The 15,886-nt window shown below is 64.4% G+C and carries 18 protein-coding genes; 8 read left to right on the top strand and 10 right to left on the bottom strand.

From position 1 onward, the window contains the following. Nucleotides 1-86 precede the first annotated feature (86 nt). From cysN to GEV37_RS10935, 6 genes are all read right to left on the bottom strand, one after another. Nucleotides 87-1,520: a sulfate adenylyltransferase subunit CysN gene (cysN, locus tag GEV37_RS10960; protein ID WP_227390291.1), complete on the bottom strand. Its 1,434-nt coding sequence runs from the start codon at nt 1,518-1,520 to the stop codon at nt 87-89. Then, entirely contained in the window at nt 1,520-2,482 is a 963-nt protein-coding gene (cysD, locus tag GEV37_RS10955) for a sulfate adenylyltransferase subunit CysD (RefSeq protein WP_227390290.1), read from the bottom strand. The genes cysN and cysD overlap by 1 nt, the downstream gene beginning before the upstream one ends. Before the next feature lie 163 nt (nt 2,483-2,645). Next, complete coding sequence (locus GEV37_RS10950; RefSeq protein WP_227390289.1) at nt 2,646-3,380, bottom strand: metallophosphoesterase; 735 nt, start codon at nt 3,378-3,380, stop codon at nt 2,646-2,648. Beyond that, nucleotides 3,380-3,826: a DUF1249 domain-containing protein gene (locus GEV37_RS10945; RefSeq protein WP_227390288.1), complete on the bottom strand. Its 447-nt coding sequence runs from the start codon at nt 3,824-3,826 to the stop codon at nt 3,380-3,382. Before GEV37_RS10945 ends, GEV37_RS10950 begins: the two co-directional genes overlap by 1 nt. Then, complete coding sequence (locus tag GEV37_RS10940; RefSeq protein ID WP_227390287.1) at nt 3,819-4,511, bottom strand: NUDIX domain-containing protein; 693 nt, start codon at nt 4,509-4,511, stop codon at nt 3,819-3,821. Before GEV37_RS10940 ends, GEV37_RS10945 begins: the two co-directional genes overlap by 8 nt. Before the next feature lie 70 nt (nt 4,512-4,581). Further along, entirely contained in the window at nt 4,582-5,223 is a 642-nt protein-coding gene (locus GEV37_RS10935; RefSeq protein WP_227390286.1) for a tetratricopeptide repeat protein, read from the bottom strand. A gap of 162 nt (nt 5,224-5,385) precedes the next feature. Here GEV37_RS10935 and greB point away from each other — a divergent pair, with 162 nt between their 5' ends. From greB to GEV37_RS10915, 4 genes are all read left to right on the top strand, one after another. Beyond that, nucleotides 5,386-5,919 (top strand): transcription elongation factor GreB, encoded by a 534-nt coding sequence (gene greB / locus GEV37_RS10930; RefSeq protein ID WP_227390285.1) that lies wholly within the window; start codon nt 5,386-5,388, stop codon nt 5,917-5,919. Nucleotides 5,920-6,017: 98 nt separating this feature from the next. Beyond that, nucleotides 6,018-6,377 carry an ArsR/SmtB family transcription factor gene (locus GEV37_RS10925; protein WP_227390284.1) on the top strand — a complete coding sequence of 120 codons (360 nt, stop codon included), beginning with the start codon at nt 6,018-6,020 and terminating at the stop codon, nt 6,375-6,377. Further along, entirely contained in the window at nt 6,374-6,790 is a 417-nt protein-coding gene (arsC, locus tag GEV37_RS10920; RefSeq protein ID WP_227390283.1) for an arsenate reductase (glutaredoxin), read from the top strand. Before GEV37_RS10925 ends, arsC begins: the two co-directional genes overlap by 4 nt. A 4-nt stretch (nt 6,791-6,794) precedes the next feature. After that, nucleotides 6,795-8,102, top strand: coding sequence for an arsenic transporter (locus GEV37_RS10915; RefSeq protein WP_227390282.1), 1,308 nt, complete (start codon nt 6,795-6,797; stop codon nt 8,100-8,102). 2 nt (nt 8,103-8,104) lie between these two features. Here GEV37_RS10915 and GEV37_RS10910 read toward each other — a convergent pair whose 3' ends face one another. From GEV37_RS10910 to GEV37_RS10900, 3 genes are all read right to left on the bottom strand, one after another. Then, nucleotides 8,105-8,830 (bottom strand): SIMPL domain-containing protein, encoded by a 726-nt coding sequence (locus tag GEV37_RS10910; protein ID WP_227390281.1) that lies wholly within the window; start codon nt 8,828-8,830, stop codon nt 8,105-8,107. Nucleotides 8,831-8,923: 93 nt separating this feature from the next. Next, nucleotides 8,924-9,910, bottom strand: a complete 987-nt coding sequence (locus tag GEV37_RS10905) for a methyltransferase (RefSeq protein WP_227390280.1) — start codon at nt 9,908-9,910, stop codon at nt 8,924-8,926. Nucleotides 9,911-9,929: 19 nt separating this feature from the next. Beyond that, nucleotides 9,930-10,730, bottom strand: a complete 801-nt coding sequence (locus tag GEV37_RS10900) for a methyltransferase domain-containing protein (RefSeq protein WP_227390279.1) — start codon at nt 10,728-10,730, stop codon at nt 9,930-9,932. Between the two features lie 196 nt (nt 10,731-10,926). On the opposite strand from GEV37_RS10900, the gene GEV37_RS10895 reads away from it, so the two are divergent. The 4 genes from GEV37_RS10895 to GEV37_RS10880 are packed head-to-tail and all read left to right on the top strand — an operon-like array spanning nt 10,927 to nt 14,628. Further along, nucleotides 10,927-11,937, top strand: coding sequence for a substrate-binding domain-containing protein (locus GEV37_RS10895; protein ID WP_227390278.1), 1,011 nt, complete (start codon nt 10,927-10,929; stop codon nt 11,935-11,937). Nucleotides 11,938-11,951: 14 nt separating this feature from the next. Next, nucleotides 11,952-12,920, top strand: a complete 969-nt coding sequence (locus GEV37_RS10890) for a sugar kinase (protein ID WP_227390277.1) — start codon at nt 11,952-11,954, stop codon at nt 12,918-12,920. 48 nt (nt 12,921-12,968) lie between these two features. Then, nucleotides 12,969-13,949 carry a 2-hydroxyacid dehydrogenase gene (locus tag GEV37_RS10885; protein WP_227390276.1) on the top strand — a complete coding sequence of 327 codons (981 nt, stop codon included), beginning with the start codon at nt 12,969-12,971 and terminating at the stop codon, nt 13,947-13,949. Between the two features lie 7 nt (nt 13,950-13,956). Continuing rightward, nucleotides 13,957-14,628 carry an HAD family hydrolase gene (locus tag GEV37_RS10880; RefSeq protein ID WP_227390275.1) on the top strand — a complete coding sequence of 224 codons (672 nt, stop codon included), beginning with the start codon at nt 13,957-13,959 and terminating at the stop codon, nt 14,626-14,628. Nucleotides 14,629-14,705: 77 nt separating this feature from the next. Here the strand turns inward: GEV37_RS10880 and uxuA are convergent, their stop codons facing one another. Continuing rightward, nucleotides 14,706-15,884 (bottom strand): mannonate dehydratase, encoded by a 1,179-nt coding sequence (gene uxuA, locus GEV37_RS10875; RefSeq protein ID WP_227390274.1) that lies wholly within the window; start codon nt 15,882-15,884, stop codon nt 14,706-14,708. Between the last annotated feature and the right edge of the window lie 2 nt (nt 15,885-15,886).

Here is a 15,886-nt window from a genome sequence, read left to right as displayed (position 1 = left end):
AAAAATCTTGTACAAGCCAAGCAGAATAGGGATAAAAAAAGCCGGCCCTTCATTGAAGGGCCGGCCCGGTTTCGAGACGCGAACGGTCAGAACAGCTTGGCGATGTCCTTGGCTTCCCAGTGCGGGAAATGCTTGCGCACCAGAGCGTTGAGGTCGCGCTCGAAAGCGGCCCAGTCGGTGCTGGTCGAAACCTCGCGCTCGCTTGTCACGCCGCGAATCATGCCGGCACCGACGGTCACGTTGGTGAGCCGGTCGATGAGAATGAAGCTGCCTGTGCCGGGGCTTGCGCGGTAGTCCTCGAGCGGAATACTCGCGGTCAGTTCCACCTCGCAGCGGGCGATGGCGTTGAGCTCGAGCGATTGGGCGGGGTGCTTTTCAAGCGTGTTCACGTCCACCTGGTACTCGATGGCGCGAACCTCGCCGGACAGATCCCGCGTGGCGAGCTTGAAATCATAAAGCTTGCCTGGCGTGAGGGCATCCTCGTGCATCCAGACGATGTCCGCCGTGAAGGCGTTGGAGATAGGCACCTCGGCGTCGGCCTGGACCAGCCAGTCGCCGCGGGAGATATCGATCTCGTCCTCGAGGGTGACGGTGATCGCCTGCCCCGGGTAGGCTGCGCTCAGGTCACCATCGAAAGTGACGATGCGCTCGACCCGCGACGTCTTGCCGGAGGGCAAGGCCTTGACCCGCTGCCCCGGGCGCAGGAGGCCGGCGGCAAGCGTTCCGCAGTAGCCGCGAAAATCCAGATTCGGGCGATTCACGTACTGCACCGGCAGACGCAGATCCGACAGGTTCTGGTCATGGCTGAGCTCGACACTCTCCAGAAGCTCGATCAGCGTCTTGCCCTCGTAGCCAGGACCAAAGTACCAGGGCGTGCGCTCGCTCTTGTTGACCACGTTGTCGCCGGTCAGCGCCGACAGCGGCACGAAACGGATGTCCGGGGCGTCGAGGTTGGTGGCAAACGCCTGATAGTCGCGCTTGATCTCGTTGAAACGCTCCTCGGAGAAATCGACCAGATCCATCTTGTTGACCGCGATGACCAGATGCTGGATACCCAGCAGGTCGGCGATGAAGCTGTGGCGACGGGTCTGGGTCTGGACGCCATAGCGCGCGTCGATCAGGATCACTGCAAGGCTCGCGGTCGAGGCGCCAGTGGCCATGTTGCGGGTGTACTGCTCGTGCCCCGGCGTGTCGGCGATGATGAACTTGCGCTTGTCGGTAGAGAAGAACCGGTAAGCGACATCGATGGTGATGCCCTGTTCGCGTTCGGACTGCAGCCCGTCGACCAGCAGCGCCAGATCCACCGCATCCCCGGTGGTACCGCTGGTTTTCGAGGCCTGGGTGATGGCGGCGAGCTGGTCTTCGAAGATCATCTTCGAGTCGTGCAGCATCCGCCCTATCAAGGTCGATTTGCCGTCGTCGACACTGCCGCAGGTGATAAAGCGCAAGAGATCCTTGTTCTCGTGCTCGTGCAGGTACTGCTCGATGTTGTCGGCGATCAAGTTCGATTGGTGTGCCATCAGAAATACCCCTCGCGCTTTTTCTTCTCCATGGAGCCTACCTGATCGCGATCGATCGCCCGGCCGCTGCGCTCGCTGGTGCGCGTCAGCAGCATTTCCTGAATGATCTCGGGCAGAGTTGCCGCCGTGGACTCGACCGCGCCCGTCAGCGGGTAGCAGCCCAGGGTGCGAAAGCGCACGGATTTTTGCTCGGGCACCTCACCGGGTGCCATCGGCAGGCGCTCGTCATCGACCATTACCTGCATGCCGTCGCGCTCGACGATGGGGCGCGGCGCCGCGTAGTAGAGCGGCACGATCGGGATCGACTCCAGGTAGATGTACTGCCAGATATCGAGCTCGGTCCAGTTGGAGAGCGGGAAGACGCGGATCGACTCGCCCTTGTTGACCTTGGCGTTGTAGACGTTCCAGAGCTCCGGACGCTGGCTCTTCGGGTCCCAGCGGTGGTACTTGTCGCGAAACGAGTAGACACGCTCCTTGGCGCGCGAGGCCTCCTCGTCGCGCCGCGCGCCGCCGAAGGCGGCATCGAAACCGTACTTGTCCAGCGCCTGCTTGAGCGCCTGGGTCTTCATGATGTCGGTGTACTTGGCGCTGCCGTGATCGAAGGGGTTGATGTTCGCCGCCCGGCCCTCTTCGTTGGTGTGCACCAGAAGCTCCATGCCGGCTTCACGCGCCATACGGTTGCGAAACTCGATCATCTCGCGGAATTTCCAGGTGGTATCCACGTGCAGCAGCGGAAACGGCGGCGTACCCGGATGGAAAGCCTTGCGCGCCAGGTGAAGCATGACCGAGGAGTCCTTGCCGATGGAGTACATCATCACCGGGTTGGCGAACTCGGCAGCCACTTCACGAATGATGTGGATCGACTCGGCCTCGAGCTGCTTGAGATGCGTCAGTCGCGCGCCGTCGATCGCGATGGAAGTCTCGCGCCGCTCTTGGCTCGGCGGAGCTTTGAACTGGGTCATTGCCTACTCCCTCTGGGCGGGCCGCGTCCGATCCATACGGCGCGCGGCATTCACCTCATTCTGATCAATGGGAGTAGGGTAACGCGTCCAATTAATAACTCGAAAGAATTAATAACTATCTTTTTATTCTTTTAATAACTAACCGCTGACGCTTACGTCAGGATCAAAGGTTCACCCGCTCCACCCAGGTCTGCCATTCGTCGCCGCGCAGCTCGACGATGCGATAGCCGGGACGGGACGCCTCGTCGATGGCGAACGCCTTCGCCCCGGGCATGAACTGATCCGCCATCGCCGGGCAGCCGTAGACCTCGACGCTGTGCTCGCCCAGAGATCGACGGTGGGCAAACGCCTGGTGAGCATGGCCGAACAGCACGATCTTGACCTGCGGATAGCGCGTCAGGGTCTGCCAGAACGCGTCGCGATCCTTGAGCCCGATGGCGTCCATCCACGCCGCGCCGACCTCGACCGGGGGATGATGCAAGCCAATGACCACGGGCCTGTCACTTTGCTCGAGCGCCTCGCTCAGGGCCGCCAGCCGCTCGGTACCGAGTTCGCCGTGGGGCATCTGCGCCACTCGGGTATCGAGCAGCAAAAGACGCCAACTACCGAGGTCGACCTCGTCGATCAGCGGGTGGCACTCGACCATCAGCTCGGGCTGGTCGTGGTTGCCGGGAATCCAGAACCACGGGCACGCAAGACCCTCGAGGGCGCGGCAGGCGTGCTGGTAGGAGGCCAGCGTCTCGTCCTGGCTGACGTCGCCGCTAAGCAGCACCACGTCCGGACGCTCCCGCATCACTTGCGCCAGCACACGCTCGAACTGGCGCCAGGGCACGCCGCTACGCGAGCGGGCGCGCTTGTCAGCGTGCAGGTGAGCATCGGTGATCTGGATAAGGCGCATCAGGGCAGCTCGGGCATGTCGTAGGCGTGGCCGTGGGCCAGCCCGTGAGCCAGCCACTCGCCCAGAAAGCGGTTGAGCTGCAGCTTCTCGTCCGGCTGGTGCATCTTGGCATTGGGGTAGCGGTAGCGGCCGTTGAAGTGGCGCTGGCGCTGGAAATCGGTGACTTCGGCCATGCGCACGTCGTGATAGAGATGCACGCGCATGCGCGGTCCCTCGAGCACGCCGTCAAGCGGGCCGCTCTGAGTGAGTTCGATCATGGTGGTGTAAGGCGCCTGCTCCAGCACCGCCAGGTGCAGCTCGCCCAGGTGACGCGCGTCCTGATGCAGGGCGATATCGCGCTGCTGGCCGGCCTCCAGATCGCCCACCAGGCGCAGCAGGCGGGCATAGTTGGCACTGCACTCGCCTTGCAGCGATCGCAGGTCGGTGACGTAGGCGGCTCTAGCCATCTTCGCTCCTTGGAAACTCACGGGGGCTCGGCGCTTGATGAGGGGCGGCGCGCAGCGTGGCGCGCTGGCCGTTGAGCCAGTAGAGCCCGATCAAGCACATGGCGTTGTCGAGCCGCCCTTGGCCGAGAAGCTCCCACACCGCAGAAAAACTCAGTACGTGAACGCGAATGTCCTCGTGCTCCTCGGCCAGGCCGTGAATGCCGCCGAGGTTTGCGGTATCCACCAGCCCGCAAAACAGCGTGACCCGCTCGTTGCAGGCGCCAGGGCTCGGGTAGTAGGTGTGCAGCAGGGTCAGGTCATTCACCTCGCATCCGGCCTCCTCCATGGCCTCGCGGCGGGCGACCGCCTCGAGCGTCTCGCCCTTCTCGACGAGCCCGGCCACCAGCTCGAGTTTCCAAGGCGAGCGCGGATCGTCGATGGCGCCGGCGCGAAACTGCTCGACCAGCACCACCGCATCGCGCTGCGGGTCGTACAGCAACACGCCGACGGCGTCGAAGCGGCTGTGGATTTCACGCCGCATCGTCCGGCTCTCGCCGCCTTCGAAAAGGCGATGCTTGAGCGTCAGCTCCTCGAGACGGAAAAACCCTTGATAAAGGGTCTCGCGCTTTTCGAGGGTCACGTCCGCGCGGGTGAGTTCGGGGCTCGCAAGCTCAGGAGCGAGCGGCGGCAAGAGGCTGGATGCCATGGGGCACTCCCGGTCGACACAATCGGTCCATTATCAATGCTTGCCGCCGGGAATGCCAATTTGCGTCGTGCTAGAGCGACTGCAGAAACCCCTGCGCCTCACGACGAAGGGCTTCGTCCGAGAGCTGGCGATTGTCGCGGGCGGTGCCTTCCACGGCACGCTCTGCGTACCGGCGGGCGCCTTCGGTATCGCCCTCCTCTTTCAGGAACGCCGCGTAGTAGTAGTTGACGTCGATACCATCCGGGCGAATCTCGAGCGCCCGCTGAAACATTCGCTCGGCGGTATCGCTGTTGCCAAAGCCCAGCGGCCGCCCCGGTGCCCGGTCGTAAAGCGCGCCCAGGGTGACGTAGGCCGAGCCGTTGCTGCCCTGAGGATCGATCTCGATGGCGCGCTCGAGCACGTCGCGCGCCTGCTTGGCGGTACCGAGTGCGCCGAGCCCGCCCCGCTCGCGGGCGTAGGAGGCCAGAATGATGCCCTGCCACACCAGTACATCGGCAGTCCCCGGGTTCTGCTCGGCGAGCGTCGTGGCTTCGTTGCTCAACGCCTCGAGGGTGCCCTGGCGCTGGTTGGCGGGAAGCTCCGTCACCGTGTGCTCCCAGCGATTCTTCAGGGAGAACAGCTCGTCCTGGTAGGCGCTGGCGGCAAGCGGTGACAGCGCAAGGGCGCCGCCGAGTGCCAAGGCCATCAGCCAGCGAGAAGAGTGCGTGCGCATGGAAAGCTCCTTGTTTATTGTTGTCGCCTGAAAAGGGTCATAGAGCGAGCGACGCTCGCTCTCAGATCACTGTAACGAACGTTTGAATGACTCGCCAGGAGTAATCGTCGCCCGCCGAGACGACGCGCTCACCTGGCCCTGCTGCTCAATGAGGAAGTGCCCATGAAAGGCCGTAACATGACCCGCTGGCGCGATCCGGCCAAGGACCCGCGCCAGGCCCCCAAGAGCAACCTGATCACCCAGGCGGGCGCCGAACGCCTGCGCGGCATCCTCGACCATCTTTCGCGGGTGAAGCGCCCGGCGCTCTCCGCCAAGGTGGGTGAAGCCGCCGCCCTGGGCGATCGCTCTGAAAACGCCGACTACACCTACAACAAGAAAGAGCTCAACCGGGTGATCGCGCGCATTCGCTACCTGACCAAGCGCCTCGACGAGCTGCAGGTGGTCGATCGCCTGCCGGCCAACACCGACAAGGTCTTCTTCGGCGCCTTCGTGAGCCTGGAGAACGACGACGGCAAGCTGCTCGACCTGCGCATCGTCGGCCACGACGAGATCGACACCCAGAAGCGCTGGATCAGCGTCGATTCGCCGATGGCCAAGGCGCTGCTCGGCAAGGAAGTGGATGACGAAATCACCGTGCAGACCCCGAGCGGCGAGGATTTCTATGTCGTGACTGCCATCCGTTATTCCGGTGCCTGATTGCCTGCTCTGATGCGCCTGGATAAATAGCCTAGCGCGTTTCATGAACTTTCGATGAAACACTTGCCTTGGCTTATTATGTCCATAATACTGGACATATGGAAATAAACGATGCTATCTCAAGTTTCAGCGCGCTCTCCCAACCGACTCGCCTGGAAACGCTACGCCTGCTCTTGCGCCACGAACCCGGCGGTTTACCCGCCGGTGGGATCGCACGGGCGCTCGACGTTCCCCATAACACTCTTTCGGCGCATCTTGCGGTGCTTGCACGCGCGGGCTGGGTCAACTCCCGGCGCGAGAGCCGCTCGATCATCTACCGTGCTGACCTCGATCATATGCAGCGCATACTCACCTTTCTCGTCAGCGACTGCTGCCAAGGCGACCCTGCACTGTGTCAACCGCTTATCGATACCCTGACGGCCTGCCCGTCGCTGTCGCCAAAGGAGGCCACTTCATGACCGCCGTGATCTATCACAACCCCACTTGCGGCACCTCGCGTAATACGCTGGCCATCATGCAGGCCTCTCACGAGCCGCCCGAAGTAATCGAATACCTGACGACGCCGCCCAGCCAGGAGCGTCTGGTGGCATTGATCACGATGATGGGCATCACGCCCCGAGAGCTTTTGCGCCAGAAGGAGGCCCTCTACCGCGAGCTGGACCTCGATGACCCCAAGGTGGACGATCAGACGCTCATCGATGCCATGATCGCCCATCCCATCCTGATCAACCGCCCGATCGTCGTGACCGACAAGGGGGCACGACTGTGCCGCCCTTCGGAGCGGGTCTTCGCACTGCTGGAGAATCCGGTGGACACATTTACCAAAGAGGATGGCGAACAGGTGTCGCCCTCCTCCCCGATGAGTAACTGATGCCATGCTGGCGTTGACCATTTTCATCGTCACCCTGGTACTGGTGATCTGGCAGCCCAAGGGGCTCGGCATTGGCTGGAGCGCGCTGGGCGGCGCCGTGGCAGCGCTGCTGACGGGAGTGGTGCAAGCAGGCGAGGTGGCCGTCATCTGGGAGATCGTCTGGGATGCGACGTTCACCTTCGTGGCGCTCATCATTATTTCGCTTTTGCTCGATGAGGCCGGCTTTTTCGCCTGGGCGGCGCTTCACGTGGCGCGTTGGGGCAATGGCCGGGGCCATCTGCTGTTCCCGCTGGTGGTCGTGCTGGGCGCGTTCATCGCGGCCTTTTTCGCCAATGATGGCGCGGCGCTGCTGCTTACCCCCATCGTGATCGCAATTTTACTGCGCCTGGATTTTTCGCCCCCCGCGGCGCTGGCTTTCATTATCGCCACCGGGTTCGTCGCGGACACCACGAGCCTTCCCTTGGTGATCTCCAATTTGGTCAACATCGTCACCGCCAACTACTTCGGTATCGGTTTCGACCGCTACGCCCAGGTCATGGTGCCGGTCAACCTGGTATCGCTTGCCACCACGCTTGGCGTGCTCTGGATCGCGTTCGGGCGCCGGATACCGGCCAGGTACTCAGTGGCAAAGCTCGAAACGCCGCACGCGGCGGTGAAGGATCCGCTGGTGTTCAAGGCTGCGTTCCCGCTTTTGGCGCTACTCATGGCGGCCTATTTCGTCACCGCGCCGCTGAACGTGCCTATTGCGCTGATCACCGGCGCGGCGGCGCTTTCGTTGATGGTATTGGCCGGGCGCTGGTGGCGCGGCGGCAAGGGGGGCAGCGTGTCCGTTACTCACGCGCTGCGCGGCGCGCCGTGGCAAATCGTGCTGTTTTCGCTGTGCATGTATCTGGTGGTGTACGGGCTGGGTAACGCGGGTCTCACTGACTACGGCGTACAGGCGCTGGAGTGGCTGGCGCGGCAAGGCCATTTCGTGGCCACGATCGGCACCGGCTTTTTGGTCGCCCTCGTGGCGTCAGTAATGAACAACATGCCCTCCACGCTGGTGGCGGCGCTGGCGATAGACCAAGCCGAGCTTCCAGGGCTGACCCAAGAACTGATGATCTACGCGAGCGTCATCGGCAACGATCTGGGGCCAAAGTTTACGCCCATCGGAAGCCTTGCGACGCTACTCTGGCTGCACGTGCTCGCTGGCAAGGGGTATCGCATCGGCTGGGGCCAATACATGAAGATCGGGCTTCTGATCACCCCGCCAGTACTGCTGGCCACACTTTTGGCGCTGGCCCTGTGGCTGCCGATGCTATCGCCCTGAGATCACTCCAGGGCATAGTCGATGGTGGTGACCACGCGCACGCGCTTGGTCTGCGGGGTGTAGGTGTCCAGGTCCTCGATGGAGAAGTAGCCCTGGGTCGCGCTCTTGATGCCGCCCACGGCACTTCCCGAGTCCTCGGCGAACTGCTGGGCGGCGCTTCGCGCATCCGCCGTGGCCTCGCGGATCATCTCGGGCTTGATCGCGTCGAGCCCGGTGAACAGGAACTCGGTGCGGTACTCGTAGGTAGGCGAAAGCAACACGCCCTGACGCACCAGCGCGGTCGCCTCAGGCACCGCCTGGATCACGTCGTCCACCCGGTCGGTGCGCAAGAGAAGCGTGGCCTCGGCGCGAAAACGTTCGTCCGGGCGCTCGCCGCCGTAGGTGTTGGCGTACTGATCGGTGATGCGTGGCGGTGTCATGCTGACCTCGTCTGCGGCGAAGCCACGCTCGGCGAGAAAGTCGCGTACTCGCTGCTCATCAGTGCTCAGGCGCTGCTCGAGCTCGGTCAGCGTATCGGCGCTCACCGCGTAGTTGAGTGGCCACATCACCAGATCCGCCGCCACCTCGCGCTCGGCGAGCCCGCGCACGGTGACGCTTCGCGACGACTGCTGCCACACCTCGGCGGCGCCCTTGAAATAGCTTCCACCCCAGCCAAGTCCCAGCGCCAGAAGCCCACCCAGCGCCACGGCGCTCGCCAGTACCACGACCCCTTTCGTGTTCACCGCCATGCCCTTCTCCTCGACTGAATCGTCCCGCGCGACGCGCGCTTGCCGCTTTGACCATCGAGCGCGGCGAAAGCGCCAAGCCGCCGTACAAAAAAATCAGCGCCCGGCCCTGTAGACCTTGAAGCGGCGGTTGTCCGCCAGCGTCTCGAAGCTGCCCAGCGCCCGGTCGAGAAGGTCCGGGTAGGGCAGGAACGCATTCGCCACCAGCACCAGCTGCCCGCGCGGCGTCAGGTGGTCGCACGCCCGTTCGATCAGCCGCGCGCTCGGCCCGAAGCTGATCTCGCGCTCTTGGTGAAACGGCGGGTTGCTGACGATCAGATCAAAGCGCTCGCCGTCGATGCCCGCGTAGACGTTGCTCTCGACGACCCTCGCCGTCAAGTCGTTGGCCTCGAGCGTGCGCCGGCAGGCCTGCACCGCGAAGGCGCTGACGTCCACCGCCGTCACATCAAAACCGCGCCTGGCGAGCCAAGCGGTGATGATGCCGTCGCCGCAGCCCATGTCGAGCACCCGGCGCGGGGAGCCTTGAAGCTCGCGCTCGAGGGTCTCGAGCAGCAGCCGCGTGCCTTCATCCACCTTGCCGTGGCCGAATACGCCGGGGTGACTGACCAGTGAAAGCTCGCCAACGCCAAAGCGCGTCCAGGGGTCGGGAGCGGCGCGCTTCACGGTGCGCGTGGCGTAAAGCGAACAGCGCCGGGCGTTGTCCAGCTTGTCCCAGCCAAGGCCACGCTCGTCGAGCAACTTGGGCACGCGCTTGATGCCGCCCTGGTGCTCGCCGACGATCTCGAGCGGGGTGGCGTCCGGCAAGGTGGCACACAGCCAGTCGAGCCACCACAGCCCCAGCTGGTGCGCCTTGGGCCAGAACAGCACCACCGGCGCCTCGGGCAGCACGATATGCTCGTCGAAGGGGGAGAAAGCGATACGTTCGGCACTTTGCCAGCGGGTTCGCAGCGCAACATTGTCGCTGACCATGGCCGCCGAGCGGCTCACCAGCCAGTCGTCCTCCGGCACAGCGATGAAGCAGAGCTCGGAAGCGTTGCCGTGGTAGCGTTCGAGCAGTTGGCAGGCAGGCAGTTGGGCACTCATGAATCGGTCTCGGGTTGAATCAATAGGGTCGGGCCAGGGTGTAGAGCAGGTAGCGCCCCAGGCGCCAGTGAGGCTCGGTGCGGCAATAATGCTTCTCCAGCGCGAGCAGGGTCGCCTCCTCGACATCGTCTGCCAGGGGCTTGCGCAGGTAGTCCTGGAAGATGCGAATGCCGGCCACCTGGGAGAGCACCAAATCGTTCTCGGCGGTCCAGGCAGTAATCTGATCGTGAGTGACCGGCGAGATCGGCGTAAGGCGTTGGCGCCGCCCCTTGCCTTCGAGCCGGTCGCTGAGCGCCTTTTCCAGGTTGCCCTTCACAGCGTTGGAAAAGCGTAGCGCATCGCGGTTGAACACCATCAGGCTCAGTTGGCCGCCGGGTGCGAGTAGCCCTGCCAGAATGGCGAGCGCCCCGCGCGGATCGCCCAGCCATTCGAGCACCGCGTGGCAGGTGATCACGCCCCACGGGCCGGGCGCCTCTGCCGGCAGCGCCTGCAAAGACGTCGACAGGTAGCGGATGGCGCCGGGCGGCAGCGTTTCGCGCTGGGCGTGAAAGCCCCGAGCGTAATCAAGCATGTCCGCCGAGGGCTCCGCCAGGGTGACGGGGTGACCCCGCTCGGCGAACCATGCTGCCTGCTGACCCAGGCCACCGCCGACGTCCAGCACCGGCTGACCGTCGAGGGCGAGCATCTGCGGCAATAGATGATCGAGCATCTTGAGGCGCAGTTCGCCGCGCGGCGCATGGTAGAGCGAGCGCGAGAACTTCTCGGCCATGCCGTCGAAGTAGCGATCGCCTTCGCGGGTCAATTCATGAGGGGGCTGCATGGTCGGGCTCGATCTCTGCCGGATGAACTGTCAAAGGTGCTAGTCTACGCCGACGACGACGAAAACGCTTGCCGGGAAAGCGCGCTGCCACGGCACCCCCCATCTACCACTTTTGGCGATATTGCCAGGCCAACGTAAAGATCTTACTCTTTTGCGTCATGGGAACGTTCCCAACACAGATCAGGCAGCGATTATCATGGCAGATTCTTCCCGGGCAACGCTGATCGAAGTCGCCGATCGCGCCCGGACCTCGAAGACCAGTGTCTCGCGCTTTTTCAGCGGCGAGCGCGACCGACTCTCGGCGCCGCTGCAAGCGCGTATCGACCAGGCTGCCCGCGAGCTCGGCTATCACCCCAACCTGATGGCGCGGGGCCTCAAGGGCGCGGGCTCGAAGCTTCTGGGCATGGTGGTGGCGGATATCCGCAACCCCTTCTCGGTGGCGGCGGTGCACGCGGTCGAGCGCGCGGCGCGTGAGCGCGGCTACGCCCTGATCGTCTGCAACACCGACAACGACCCGGAGCAGGAGCGCCGGCACCTGGAACTGCTGGCCGCCTACCAGGTGGAAGGTGTGATCGTCAACGCCGCCGGCGACCCGCACGCTCAGCTTCATGCCTTGCGACATCGCGGGGTGCCGGTGGTCCTTCTGGACCGAGAAATCGCTAGCCTGGAAAGCGAGGCAGTCGGCCTCGACGACGCCCTGGCGGTGGACCTGGCCCTCGATCACCTTGAAGGCCAGGGCTACGAGACACTGCTGTTCGTCACCAACGCGCCCCAGGCCGCCAGCGCGCGCAAGGCGCGGCTGGCGCGTTTTATCGAGCGCAGCGCCAAGCGAGGGTTTCCGGTCACGACCCTGACCACGCTGGAGCCTGCAGTGCTGTTAACGACGCTCGGGACCTTCACGCGTGAAGCACACGAAACACCGACGGCGGTGCTATGCGCCAACGCCACCGCGACGTTGAGCGTGACCCAGGCGTTCAACGCCCTGCACCTGCCGCTGGGCGAGGTCGGCCTGCTCGGCATCGACGAGCTCGACTGGTGTGCGCTGGTCGGCCCTGGCATCACCACGCTCGCCCAGCCTTTTGACGCGATCGCCGAGGCGGCGCTGGCCCGTCTGCTCGATGATTGCTCGACGCCTGCCCGTTTCGCGCCGCACCTGATCGCGCGCGGCAGTACCCGACGACCCGGCACCCCGCCGGCCTTACCTTGATGAGAGATCGACGCATGGCCACCTCCCCTTCTGCTCTATCCGTTCTCACCTTCGGCGAAGCCATGGGCATGCTGGTCGCCGATACGCCCGGACCGCTCGCAGGCGTCGAGCATTTCCACCGCCGTCTGGCCGGCGCCGACAACAACGTGGCCATTGGCCTTGCCCGGCTCGGCTTCAAGGTCAGCTGGATGAGCCGCGTGGGGCGCGACAGCATGGGCGAGTTCATTCGCCACACGCTTACCAGCGAAGACATCGACGACCGCTACATTCAGACCGACCCGGCGCACCCCACGGGGCTGATGTTCAAGGAGCGCGCCGAGAACGGCGCCGACCCGCGGGTGGAGTACTTTCGCCGCGGAAGTGCGGCGAGCCACCTCTGCCCGGCAGACGCCCAGGCGATCGACTTCGCCGCGCTCGATCACCTCCACGCGACCGGCATCACCCCGGCGCTCTCGCCAAGCGCCCTGGCGCTGACCCGGGAGCTGATGCAGCGCGCTCGCGCGGCTGGGGCAACGATCTCCTTCGACCCCAACCTGCGCCCTACCCTGTGGCCAAGCGAAGCCGTGATGCGAGAGACGCTCAACGAACTGGCAAGCCTTGCCGACTGGGTATTACCCGGCCTTGCCGAGGGGCGCTTGCTGACCGGAGAAGAGACGCCTGAGGCCATTGCCGATGTGTATCTTGCCCGCGGCACCAAAGGCGTGATCATCAAGCTGGGCCCTGAGGGCAGCTATTACCGCGGCCGTTTAGGCGCTACATTAGAGAGCTGCGAGGTACCTGGTAAGCCGGTCGCCCAAGTCATCGATACCGTTGGCGCGGGAGACGGCTTCGCCGTAGGGGCCATCAGCGCCCTGCTCGAAGGCCTCTCGCCAGAACAGGCCCTGCGCCGCGGCAATCTGATCGGCGCCGAAGCGGTCCAAGTGGTCGGCGACATGGAAGGTCTGCCCACTCGCGCGCGTTTACAGGCACTGGAAAACGCCTAAACGCATCGATAAAAAAAGTCATTACACAAAAGCCCGACAGGAGAACGCATGAAAAAGAACGTTATCGTCGCCGGACAGCTCAGCAAAGCGCAGCGCCAGGAACTCGAACCCCATGCCCACCTGATCGACCTGGGCAAGCCGCTTAACGCCGATGACGCCGAGGTAAAAGCAGCGCTTGCCGATGCGCACGGCATCATTGGCTCTGGTTTCACCATCGATGATGCCTTCCTCGATGCGGCCCCGAAGCTTAAAGCCGTCACGCTGTTCTCGGTAGGCTACGACACCATGGATGTCGACGCCTTGAGCAAGCGTGGTGTGCTACTGTGCAACGCCCCCGACGTATTGACCGAAACCACGGCCGACCTGGCGTTCACGCTGATCGTTGCCAGTGCCCGGCGCGTCGTCGAGCTGGCGGAGTGGGTCAAGGCGGGCAAGTGGCAGAAATCACCCGGCCCCGAGCTTTATGGTAGCGACATCCACGGCAAGACCCTGGGCATGGTCGGGCTTGGCCGTATCGGCGCGGCCGTTGCCCGTCGCGGTGCGCTGGGCTTTGGCATGAAGGTGCGCTACGCCCTCTCATCTCCCAAGCCCGAACTCGAACGTGAGCTTGGCGCCACGCGCTGCGAACTCGACGAGCTGCTGGCCGAAAGCGATTTCGTCTGCCTTACCGTGCCACTGACCAAGAAAACCGAAAAGCTCATCGGCGCCGACCAGCTGGCGCAAATGAAGGACTCCGCTCTTCTAGTCAACATCTCGCGAGGCAAAGTCGTCGACGAAGCCGCGCTGACCGAGGCACTCAAAGCGGGCACGATTCGCGGCGCGGGCCTCGACGTCTTCGAGCAGGAGCCGCTACCGGCCGAATCACCGCTGCTTGCGCTTCCCAACGTCGTCGCGCTGCCGCATATCGGCTCTGCAACCTCAGAGACTCGCCTGGCCATGGCTCAACGTGCAGTAGACAACCTCACACGCTTCCTGCAAGACCAGCCGCCCATTAGCCCGGTCAATGCTGAAGCACTCAATCAGCAATAGGGCTTTTATGCAATCACCGCTCTGTTTACTCTTCGACAACGACGGCACCTTGGTCGATAGCGAAATCCTGTTGGCGAACGTCATGGCCGAATTGCTTCCGCAGTTCGGCCTGCCCTTCTCGGCCCAGCAGTACATGGAGGAGTTTCGCGGCATTCGCTTCTACACCATCGTGCAGCTGCTCGAAGAGCGTCACGGCGTGTGGATGGAGGAGCGCTTCGCGGCGCTGGAAGCCGAGATGCGCGCGCTGATGGAAAAACGTATGCGCGCGCAGCTCAAACCCATCCCCGGCATGCCCGATGCTTTGCAGGCGCTTGCGGCGCACCCCAAGGCAGTGGTGTCCAACGGCCCGGAGCGCAAGATCCGCTGCGCGTTGGAGAGCACTGGCCTGGCGCACCATTTCGAGGGCCGGTTGTTCAGCGCCTATACCTTGAACGTCTGGAAGCCGGATCCAGAGCTCTACCTGAGGGCCGCCGCCGCCATGGGCCACGAACCGGCCAGCTGCATCGTCATCGACGATGCCGCCGTGGGGGTCGAGGCGGGCCTTGCCGCCGGTATGCAGGTGATCCACCTCAACCACTTCCCAGAAGACGAAAGCACTCCGCAAGGCGCCGTGGAGATTCGTCATGCCGATGAGCTGCCTGAGGTGGTCGCCCGCCTGCGCCGCATGGCGCAAGCCTAGCTTCTGCGATCCAGCCCCCCCCTATGAAAACGCCCCGCCCGATGACATCAGGCGGGGCGTTCTTGAGTGGGACCGGCTCAGTTTGATGCCAGCTGGCGTACCGCTATTTCCACGCCGCGAAGTTCGGCTAACCCCCTCAGCCGCCCGTAGAGCGGGTAGCCCGGAGCGGTGGCCCGGGCGTGATCGTCGAGCATATGGTGGCCGTGGTCCGGGCGGATGGGCAGCCGCGCGCCGCCTTCGCGCTCGCGGCGGCGCTCCTCTTCCACCAGGGCCCGGATGACGCCGACCATGTCGACGTCGCCGGCCAGGTGCGGCGCCTCGTGGAACGAGCGCGGGTCGGCTTCGCGCTGTGTCGAGCGCAGGTGCGCGAAGTGGATGTGCGAGGCGAAGTGGCGCACCATGGCCACCAGGTCGTTGTCCTCGCGCACCCCAAACGAGCCGGTGCAGAAAGTAAGACCGTTGGCCGGGCTCGGCGCGCAGTCGATCACCCACTGGGCATCGGCCTGAGTCGAGACCACCCGCGGCAAGCCCAGGAGCGGGCGCGGCGGGTCGTCCGGGTGGATTGCCAGGCGTAGACCGAGCTCCTCGGCCACCGGCACGACGCGGCGCAGAAAATAGGCCAGGTTCTCGCGCAGCGCCTGGGCGTCGATCTCGGCGTAGTCCGCCAGGGCCTCGCGAAACTGCGCCAGGGTGTAGTGCTCCTCGGCGCCGGGAAGCCCCGCGATCAGCGTGTCGATCAACTTTGCGCGCCCCGCCTCGTCGAGCGACTCGAGATACCGTCTGGCATCGCGCTGGTCGGCCTCGCAGTACTCCGCCAGCGCCCCGGGGCGCTCGAGCAAATAGAGATCGAAGGCGGCGAAAGCGGTCTGGTCGAAGCGCAGCGCCCGGGCGCCATCGGCCAGCGCGTAGGTGAGATCGGTGCGCGTCCAGTCGAGGATCGGCATGAAGTTGTAGCAGACGATATCGATGCCGCAGGCGGCGAGGTTTCTCAGCGTCTGGCAGTAGGTGTCGATCAGCGCGTCGCGCTCGGGCAAGCCCTTCTTGACCGCCTCAGGCACCGGCACGCTCTCGACCACCGACCAGGTGAGTCCCGCCGCCTCGATCATCGCCTTGCGCGCATTGATCGCCTCCACCGACCAGACCCGGTCGTTGGGCAAGTCGTGCAGCGCGGTGACGATGCCGGTCGCGCCGGTCTGGCGAATTTCCGCGAGCTGGATGGGGTCGGAAGGCCCGAACCAGCGCCAGGTATGTTCCATGG

This window comes from Vreelandella malpeensis, assembly GCF_020622355.1.
GTDB lineage: Bacteria > Pseudomonadota > Gammaproteobacteria > Pseudomonadales > Halomonadaceae > Vreelandella > Vreelandella malpeensis.
The sequence above is the reverse complement of the archived record's forward strand: the minus strand, read 5'-3'. Positions and strand labels throughout refer to the sequence as shown.